1 protein-coding gene is annotated in these 275 nt (G+C 62.5%); it reads right to left on the bottom strand.

What is annotated here, in order from left to right:
* Window positions 1–275, bottom strand: a 275-nt coding sequence (locus tag OO69_RS48615) for an ABC transporter permease subunit (protein ID WP_033287471.1), incomplete at both ends; no start/stop codon positions are given.

The raw sequence follows: 275 nt of genomic DNA, 5'->3' as shown, positions 1-275 counted from the left end.
CCGATGAACCAGGCACCGAGACCGACCAGCATGAACAGCGAGATCTTCGTGAACGCCACCGGCACACCCACGGCCCGCGCGGAGTCCTTGTTGCCACCCACCGCGAAGATCCAGTTGCCGTACTTCGTGCGCAGCAGCACCCACGTCGCGATCGCCGCGAACACCAGCCAGTAGAAGATCGTGATCTTGACGTCGACACCACCGATGTCGAACGACGCCGCGAAGACCTTCTTGGCCTGGCTGAAGCCGTCCATGTTGCTGATGTCGTCGGTCGC

Source organism: Streptomyces sp. NRRL F-525 (genome assembly GCF_000716605.1).
Lineage (GTDB): Bacteria > Actinomycetota > Actinomycetes > Streptomycetales > Streptomycetaceae > Streptomyces.
The sequence above is the reverse complement of the archived record's forward strand: the minus strand, read 5'-3'. Positions and strand labels throughout refer to the sequence as shown.